Genomic DNA, 8676 nt, shown 5'->3' on the forward strand with positions numbered 1-8676 from the left:
CCGCTCGTAGATCTCACGCATGCCAGGAGACGCACAACATGGCAGACCGCAAGCCGATCGAATCGTGGCTCACCGACATGGACGGCGTCCTGATCCACGAGGGCGTGCCGATCCCCGGTGCCGAGGACTTCCTGAAGAAGCTGCGCGACTCGGGGCGGCCCTTCCTGGTCCTCACCAACAACTCCATCTACACCGCCCGCGACCTGCACGCCCGGCTGCGCCGGATGGGCCTGGACGTGCCGGCGGAGAACATCTGGACCTCGGCGCTCGCCACCGCCCAGTTCCTGAACGACCAGCGGCCCGGCGGCAGCGCCTACGTCATCGGCGAGGCCGGCCTGACCACCGCGCTGCACGAAGTCGGCTACGTCCTCACCGACCACGAGCCCGACTTCGTGATCCTGGGCGAGACCCGCACCTACTCCTTCGAGGCCATGACCAAGGCCGTGCGGCTGATCAACGACGGAGCCCGGTTCATCGCCACCAACCCCGACAACGTCGGCCCCTCCACCGAGGGCGCGCTGCCCGCCACCGGTTCTGTCGCCGCCCTGATCACCGCCGCGACCGGCCGCAAGCCCTACTTCGTCGGCAAGCCCAACCCGCTGATGATGCGCGCGGGCCTGAACGCGATCGGCGCCCACTCCGAGACCTCCGCGATGATCGGCGACCGGATGGACACCGATGTACTGGCGGGCCTGGAGGCCGGTATGCGCACCTTCCTGGTGCTCAGCGGGGTGACCCAGCCGCAGGACGTGGACAGGTATCCGTTCCGGCCCTCCCAGACCGTGGACTCCATCGCGGACCTCGTCGACCTCATCTGAACCCGGCGCCCGGCCGCCGAAACCCGGTGTCACCCGGACGGAGCAGCGGGGCGCCCCCCGGGATGCGGTGGGCGCCCCTGCCGGGAGAACCTCCTTAAGTGTCTGGAGGTTCACGATGGGCTCACTACCCCTCACTGTGTGCAGCGGACTGCTGATCGCGGCCGCGCTCGGTCCGGCGGCCGAGGCCGCCCACGCAGCGGACGGCGGCGTCCTCGCCGCGGCGCCCGACGCCCCCGCTCCGGGGGCCGAGGTGACCCTGAGGGTCAGCGGCTGCACCGGGAGGCAGGCCGTCGCCGCCTCCCGCGCCTTCACCGCCGACGCCCGCCTCACCGGCGCCGGGGGCGCCCTCTCGGGCAGCGCCCGCGTCGGCTCCACCGTCGGGCCGGGCAGCTACGACGTCAAGGTGACCTGCGCCGACCGGGTGGTGGACGGCAGGATCACGGTCGTGGCCGAGGACAAAGGAGCCTCCGCCGCCCCGGTCGACGCCACCGCGCACTTCGCCACCGTCGCCACCAGCGGCTCCGGACCCGACACCGCGCAGGCCGTGACCGGTCTCGCGCTGGCCTCGGTCGCCGCCGTCGCCGCGGGCCTGCGCGCCCGCCGGAGCCGCCGCCCCCGCTGAGCCCCGCGGCGGCGGCTCACCCCGACAGGCGGGTCCGCACGTTGCCGAAATGGTCCCTCATGGCGCGCTCCGCCCGCGGTGAGTCCCCGGAGCGGAGCGCGTCCAGGATCTCCCGGTGCTGCCGGCAGGTCACCCGGGGGTCCTGCGGTACGTCCACCAGATCCAGGCGGACCCGGTGGAAGGCGTCCCAGAACGCCTCCAGGACCTCGCTCAGCAGGGCGTTGTCCAGGCCCCGGTAGAGCGTGGCATGGAAGGCGCGGTCGCTGTCCGCGAGACCGGCGCCCTGTGCCGCCTGCTGCTCCATGCGGTCGACCAACGCGTCCAGTTCGGCCAGGTCCGAGTGCGGCAGCCGCCCGGCGAGCCGGGAGACGAGGCCGGTCTCCACAGCCTCGCGCAGTTCGAGAAGTTGGAGCAGCGAGTCCTCGCCCCGGTAGTGACCGACGACCGTGCGGAAGGCCAGGCCCTCGATCATCGGCGCGAACGACATCGGACCGACGTACGTCCCGAAGCCGTGCCGGATCTCCACGATGCCCATCGCCTGGAGCGCCTTCAGCGCCTCGCGCACCGAGTTCCGGCTCGCCCCGAGGAGATCCATCAGCTCCGGCTCGGTCGGCAGCGGGGCCCCGGGGGGCAGCCGCTGGTCCACGATCAGCTTCTTGATCCGCTCCTGAAGGTCCCGCGCTGCCATGGCCAGAGGGTAGCGGCCCGGAGTCCGAAAGGGCCCGGCCGTGCGAGGCTCCCCGCACGGCGACGGAACTCGGCGCCGACGCAAACCGCCTGACGAAGCGTCCGCCAGGACACACGGCGACGCCGCCGCGGGGCCGGACGGGCCGGCGGGCCCCGTCCGGCCCGCCGCGCGGCCCCCGGCCCGCCCGCCGTCCGGAGACGGAGTCACCGCTGCGGGACGGTGCCTTCGGTCACCCGACGGCCACACCGCTGGGGGCGGTGCCCACCGGGATCGTGTCGATCACCCTCCTGGTGGCCGGGTTGATCACCGAGACCGTGTTGGACAGGAGGTTGGTCACGAAGACGTGGCCGCACAGCGGGTCGGCGGCGACCCCCGTCGGCGCCTGGCCGACCGGAACCGTCCCGGAGGCCGTGTCGGTCCGCCTGTCGATGACGGACACGACGCCGGCACCCTGGTCGGCCACGTAGGCGTTGCCGCGCCACAGCGCCAGCGCGACGCCGAACGGGGTGGTGCCCACCGGAATCGTCCTCGTGACCGAGTTGGTCCTCGTGTCGAAGACGGAGACCGCGTTGGCGGCCTGATCGGTCACGTACGCACGGTGCCTGGACTCGTCCACGGCCACCGCGACCGGAGTGGCGCCCACGGCGACGGTGGCTGTCACCGCGTTGTCGGAGGATTTGATGACGGACACCTTGTCGGCGTCGATGTCGGTCACGTAGACCCGGCCGAGCCTCTCGGCGGCGGCGACGGCGAACGGGCTGCCACCGAGGTTGATGGTCGCCGTGACCGCGTTCGTGGCCGTGTTGATCACCGAGACCGTGCCGGAGGTCTCATTGGCCACGTAGGCCCGGCGCCGCGCGGAGTCCACGGAGACCCCGTAGGGCCCCGTCCCGACCGGGATCGTGGCGGTGACCGTGTTGGTGGCCGTGTTGATCACGGACAAGGTGTTCCCGCCGTGGTTCGTCACGTACGCGCGCTGGTGGCCCTCGTCCACCGCGACGGCGAAGGGCGTGTCGCCCACCGGGATGGTGCCGATCACCCGGTTCGTGGCCGCGTTGATCACGGTCACCGCGTCGTCGGCCTGGTCGGTCACGTAGACGCGGTGATCTCGCCAGTCGTCGTTCCCCCCGGAATGCCGCGCCGACACCCCCGCTTCCGGATGGCCGGTCGCGGCCTGGGAGCCGGCGGCGGGGAGCACGACGGCGAACAGGGTGATCGCCGCTGTGGTGAGCGAGAGCCCGCCGCGTCGGGCGAATGCCCCGCGGAGACCTCGGGTCCGGGAGGTACGCACCGCCCGCGGGTCGTGTGTGACGTGCATGGACACTCTCCTGACAGTAAGTGGGGTGACCGAGAACGGCGGACCGCCACGGGCGTGAGGGGCACGTTGGCGCGGCGCTTCTTCACCGTTCTCTCACATGCGATCTTGCGGGGCGTCCCCGCGCCACGCCACAGGAGATCGCCTGGACGGGCAACCCGGCTCCCCGGGGAGGAGTCCGGGCGTGTGGTCCCGGGCCCCGGCGTCCGGCCCTGACGGCACGGCACCTCGCGGCGGTGAACGCACGTCAGTCGGCGCCCTCCGAGTGGCGCCGACTGACGGATCCACCGCCCCCAGGGCGGAACTGCCCACCGGCATACGACGGCGTCGCCCTGGTCTTTCCGTTGACGGGAAAGCCGACGGCCGTTTGCCGAGCCCGTCCGGGGGCTGTCGACCGGCGTGGATGTTTCCATTGCAGCACCCGGCGCCGGACCGCATCAAGAATTCACCGGCACACTCCCGTGCCTGTCGGGTGCACGCGGGAGAAAGCGTTGATGTACCACCCCTCACGTCTGGGGGCGCGAGTCGCGGACTTCCTGATTCCGCTTTTCCGTCCGGGCCTGCCCGAGGGCTTCTTCGAACCCCCGGGCCACAGTCGCCCCCGAGGAATCGGTCAGCAGTGACTGGAAATTATCCATATATTCGTCGCACAGACTGGAACGTAAATCGACGGATAATCGGACGGCCGACATGGCGGCGGTGTGGGCCTCCTCCGTCTGCCCTGCCCGAAGTTGGGCCGTGGCCAGGAGGAGGAGGTCGATGGCCCGTCTGCGCACCCGGAACCCGGGGTGTCCCGCGAGGGCTCGGCTCGCCTCCCGCACAGCGAGGGTCGGCCGGTTCAACGCCAGGCAGCAACGAGCCAGTTCGCCCGCCAGATGCGCCTGGTCGAAGTTCTCCGCCCAGTCCGGTTCGCCCTCCGTGCCGGCCCGCGCCAGCGCCTCGCGGGCCCGCGAAGCGGCGTCGCGGTAGGCCAGGAGGTCACCGGCGACGGCATGCCCGCGGGCCTCTGACGTGTGCAGGAGCGCGCGGAGGGTCGGTGCGGCCGGCTGGGGCGCGCCCTGGAGCGCGATGCGTGCCGCCTGTACGGCAGTCCGCGAGTGACCGGCGGAGACCGCGAGCTGATGCATGCTCCTCGCGATGATGTACGCGCCGTAACCGCGATCGTCCGCGGCCTGCGCGAGCCGCAGCGCCTGGACGTAGTAGCGCTGTGCGAGTCCCGGTCTGCCGACGTCGACCGCCATGTAACCCGCCAGTTCCGTCAACCGGGCCGCACAGGCGAAGAGCCGGCGCCCCGTGTGCCGGCTGTACGAACCCCTGAGGAGCTTCGCGACCACGGTGTCGAGGCAGTGGACCGCGATCGGCCGTATGCGGCCGCTCCCGAAACGGTGGTCGGCGGCGGCCAGGTCCCGGGTGATCACGTGCACCGCCTCGACGTCGGCCGCGCCGACGCGGGACCCGGCCGACCGGGAGACGTCGGTGTCGGCATGGGCCGCCAGCCAGTCCCGGCACGATTCCAGGAGACGGGGCGCGCCCACGCCGGACCCCTGTGCGTACGCGGGCCGGCCTGCGTCCGCCCGCCACAGGCCGCAGGCCTGGTCGATCGCTCCGGCCAGGGGCGGGACGAAGGCGAATCCCGTCGTGGGCGAGTGCCGTGCCGTGAGGTCCGGCATGCCGATCTCGGCGAGGGTGATCTCGCGGTTGAGCTTCCGGCTCAGCACCTCGGCGAGGATCCGGGGCGTCGGCCCACGTGCCTGCTGGCCCCGCAGCCAGCGGCTGACGGACGTCTTGTCGTAGCGGAGGTCGAGTCCGTATTCGGCGCCACACAGATTGATCCGGCGCGCCAGCCCCGCATTGGAGACACCGGTTTCCTGGACGAGCGCCTGTAAAAGCCGATTCGGTTGACGGCCCAGCAGTGGTCGAGCGGCCATGACACGCTCCTGGATATTTCGCTGATTCTCCACGTGCCCTGCGCAGCATACTCGCGCCCCTGCTCGTGTCCTGGGCATATGCGAAAGGTCGATGGACAGAGGTCGATCAATAGGGGTCGACAGGTGCTCGCCGTGTTGACCGCCCGTCAGTCCGTCTCCCTTTTCCCGGGATTTCCCTGGATTGGATGAACGTTTCGCTGACACCGTGTACGTGCCGGGGCCGCGCGCCCTTCCGCAGTTGCCGTAATTTTCCGACGGGTTGGAGACACGCTGGAACCCGTGAACCCGTGAACCCGTGAATCCGCGCAGGAAGCACGCCCGGCGGGTGGTACTCGACGGACACCTGTCGCCTCGCGCCCGAGTACCACCGCCGTCCGAGGAGCCGGCATGCCGGAGCCGCCGTGGTGACGGTGGTCGCCACGGCGGCTCGCGAAGGGGGAACGGCCGCCCGAGCGGCACCGCGGAGGGCGCCGCTCGGACGTGCCGTGGTGTCACGGTGAGGACGAGCCGTCGTCGAAGGGCCGATCAGGTGAGGACGAGTGCGGCGGTGGCGCTGGACGCCGAGAAGGAGGGAGTTCCCGCGAAGGTCGCCGTGTAGCGACTGCCCGCCTGGATGAGGGTCAGCGGACTCACGGTCGCGTTGCTGAGCTGCGCCACACCGGAGGCGTTCGTCACGGCCGTACCCAGCGTGGTGGTGCCGACCTTGAAGGTGATCGTCTGCCCCGGCACGGGCACGCCCGAGCTGAGCACCGTCAACGTGGCCGTGAGGGTGGAGACATGGGCCAGGCCGTCGGTACCGATCGTGGCCGTCCCCGTCGTCGCCGTCAGTTTCGTCGCGGCCGGAGCCCCGCTCGTGACCGTCTGGGTGAGCACCGGCGAGGTGGAGGGGTTGAAGCTGGTGCTGCCGTTGTAGACGGCGGTGAGGGCGTGGGTGCCGACGGTGAGGGTCGAGGTGGTGAGGGTGGCCGTCCCGGCGGTGAGGGTGCTGGTGCCGAGGAGCGTGGCGCCGTCGTAGAAGCTGACGGTTCCGGTGGGTGTGCCGGCGCCTGGTGGTACGGCGGTGACGGCCGCGGTCAGCGTGACGGTCTGACCGAAGGCCGACGGGTTGGGGGTGGAGGTGAGGGTGGTGGCGGTCGAGGCATTGGTGACGGTCTGGGTGTCCACGGGTGAGGTGGAGGGGTTGAAGCTGGTGCTGCCGTTGTAGACGGCGGTGAGGGTGTGGGTGCCGACGGTGAGGGTCGAGGTGGTGAGGGTGGCCGTCCCGGCGGTGAGGGTGCTGGTGCCGAGGAGCGTGGCGCCGTCGTAGAAGCTGACGGTTCCGGTGGGTGTGCCGGCTCCCGGCGGTACGGCGGTGACGGCCGCGGTCAGCGTGACGGTCTGACCGAAGGCCGACGGGTTGGGGGTGGAGGTGAGGGTGGTGGCGGTCGAGGCATTGGTGACGGTCTGGGTGTCCACGGGTGAGGTGGAGGGGTTGAAGCTGGTGCTGCCGTTGTAGACGGCGGTGAGGGTGTGGGTGCCGACGGTGAGGGTGGAGGTGGTGAGGGTGGCCGTCCCGGCGGTGAGGGTGCTGGTGCCGAGGAGCGTGGCGCCGTCGTAGAAGCTGACGGTTCCGGTGGGTGTGCCGGCGCCTGGTGGTACGGCGGTGACGGTGGCGGTGAGGGTTTTGGTCTGGCCGAAGGCGGAGGGGTCGGGGGTGGAGGTGAGGGTGGTGGCGGTTGCCGCTTGTGTCACCGTCTGGGTGTCCACCGGGGAGGTCGACCCGGTGAAGCTGGTGTCGCCGTTGTAGACGGCGGTGAGGGTGTGGGTGCCGACGGTGAGGGTGGAGGTGGTGAGGGTGGCGGTGCCGGCGACGAGGGTGCTGGTGCCGAGGAGGGTGGGGCCGTCGTAGAAGCTGACGGTTCCGGTGGGTGTGCCGGCGCCTGGTGGTACGGCGGTGACGGTGGCGGTGAGGGTTTTGGTCTGGCCGAAGGCGGAGGGGTCGGGGGTGGAGGTGAGGCCGGTCGTCGTGGCGGCCTGATTGACGGTTTGGGTGTCCACCGGGGAGGTCGACCCGGTGAAGTTGGTGTCGCCGTTGTAGACGGCGGTGAGGGTGTGGGTGCCGACGGTGAGGGTGGAGGTGGTGAGGGTGGCGGTGCCGGCGACGAGGGTGCTGGTGCCGAGGAGGGTGGGGCCGTCGTAGAAGCTGACGGTTCCGGTGGGTGTGCCGGCGCCTGGTGGTACGGCGCTCACGGTGGCGGTGAGGGTTTTCGCCTCGCCGAAGGCAGATGGGTCCGGCGTCGATGTGAGGCCGGTCGTCGTGGCCGCCTGTGTCACCGTCTGGGTGTCCACCGGCGACGTCGACCCACCGAACTCGGTGTCCCCGCTGTACACCGCCGTCAGCGAATGCGACCCGACAGCGAGGCTGGACGTGGTGAGCGTGGCGGTCCCGCCGCTCAGCGTTCCGGTGCCCAGCAGCGTGGCGCCGTCGAAGAAATCGACCGTGCCGGTCGGAGTGCCGGCCCCCGGCGGGACGGCAGTTACCGTCGCGGTGAGGGTTTTGGCTTGGCCCGAGGCGGAGGGGTCGGGGGTGGAGGTGAGGGTGGTGGCGGTTGCCGCTTGTGTCACCGTCTGGGTGTCCACCGGGGAGGTCGACCCGGTGAAGTTGGTGTCGCCGTTGTAGACGGCGGTGAGGGTGTGGGTGCCGACGGTGAGGGTGGAGGTGGTGAGGGTGGCGGTGCCCGCGGTGAGGGTGCTGGTGCCGAGGAGGGTGGGGCCGTCGTAGAAGCTGACGGTTCCGGTGGGTGTGCCGGCGCCTGGTGGTACGGCGGTGACGGTGGCGGTGAGGGTTTTCGCCTCGCCGAAGGCAGATGGGTCCGGCGTCGATGTGAGGCCGGTCGTCGTGGCCGCCTGTGTCACCGTCTGGATGTCCACCGGGGAGGTCGACCCGCTGAAGTTGGTGTCGCCGTTGTAGACGGCGGTCAGAGAGTGGCTTCCGACAGCGAGAGCGGACGTGCTGAGGGTGGCGGTGCCCGCGGTGAGGGGGCTGGTGCCGAGGAGGGTGGCGCCCTCGTAGAAGCTGACGGTTCCGGTGGGCGTGCCGGCGCCCGGCGGTGTGGCGCTGACCGTCGCGGTGAGGGTTTTGGTCTCGCCGAAGACGGAGGGGTCGGGGGTGGAGGTCAGAGCGGTGGTGGTGGGGAAGGGAGCGGTGGAGGTGATGCTGACGGTCCCGTCACCGTTGTTGACGATGTAGGCCGTGCTCCCGTCGGGGGTGATCGCGACACCGAAGGGCGCTGTCCCGACGGAGATCGTGCCGATCACGGTCTGGC

Annotated in this window: 6 protein-coding genes; 2 read left to right on the forward strand and 4 right to left on the reverse strand. The window is 71.1% G+C overall.

Features of this window, described 5'->3' with window-relative positions; genetic code table 11:
* The first annotated feature begins 38 nt into the window (after nucleotides 1-38).
* Both VT52_RS28270 and VT52_RS28275 read left to right on the forward strand, forming a co-directional pair.
* A complete protein-coding gene (locus tag VT52_RS28270; protein WP_046419934.1) occupies nucleotides 39-818 on the forward strand; it encodes an HAD-IIA family hydrolase in 780 nt (259 codons plus the stop codon).
* 115 nt (nucleotides 819-933) lie between these two features.
* Entirely contained in the window at nucleotides 934-1440 is a 507-nt protein-coding gene (locus VT52_RS28275; RefSeq protein WP_046419935.1) for a hypothetical protein, read from the forward strand.
* A gap of 16 nt (nucleotides 1441-1456) precedes the next feature.
* Here VT52_RS28275 and VT52_RS28280 read toward each other — a convergent pair whose 3' ends face one another.
* From VT52_RS28280 to VT52_RS39450, 4 genes are all read right to left on the reverse strand, one after another.
* Nucleotides 1457-2128, reverse strand: coding sequence for a FadR/GntR family transcriptional regulator (locus tag VT52_RS28280; RefSeq protein ID WP_046419937.1), 672 nt, complete (start codon nucleotides 2126-2128; stop codon nucleotides 1457-1459).
* 229 nt (nucleotides 2129-2357) lie between these two features.
* A complete protein-coding gene (locus tag VT52_RS28285; RefSeq protein ID WP_053055473.1) occupies nucleotides 2358-3446 on the reverse strand; it encodes a beta-propeller fold lactonase family protein in 1089 nt (362 codons plus the stop codon).
* A gap of 503 nt (nucleotides 3447-3949) precedes the next feature.
* Entirely contained in the window at nucleotides 3950-5371 is a 1422-nt protein-coding gene (locus tag VT52_RS38210) for an NsdA family TPR-like regulatory protein (RefSeq protein ID WP_053055474.1), read from the reverse strand.
* Between the two features lie 525 nt (nucleotides 5372-5896).
* Nucleotides 5897-8676 (reverse strand): beta strand repeat-containing protein (locus VT52_RS39450; protein WP_143070931.1); only part of this gene is annotated, 2780 nt, incomplete at its 5' end.

Origin of the sequence: Streptomyces malaysiense, assembly GCF_000980885.2 — a bacterium.
GTDB classification, from domain to species: domain Bacteria; phylum Actinomycetota; class Actinomycetes; order Streptomycetales; family Streptomycetaceae; genus Streptomyces; species Streptomyces malaysiense.

Excerpts from the sequence above, each read along its gene's own strand:
- VT52_RS28270 (WP_046419934.1), top strand. The coding sequence starts at position 39 with ATGGCAGACCGCAAGCCGATCGAATCGTGGCTCACCGACATGGACGGC.
- VT52_RS28275 (WP_046419935.1), top strand. The coding sequence starts at position 934 with ATGGGCTCACTACCCCTCACTGTGTGCAGCGGACTGCTGATCGCGGCC.
- VT52_RS28280 (WP_046419937.1), bottom strand. The coding sequence starts at position 2,128 with ATGGCAGCGCGGGACCTTCAGGAGCGGATCAAGAAGCTGATCGTGGAC.
- VT52_RS28285 (WP_053055473.1), bottom strand. The coding sequence starts at position 3,446 with ATGCACGTCACACACGACCCGCGGGCGGTGCGTACCTCCCGGACCCGA.
- VT52_RS38210 (WP_053055474.1), bottom strand. The coding sequence starts at position 5,371 with ATGGCCGCTCGACCACTGCTGGGCCGTCAACCGAATCGGCTTTTACAG.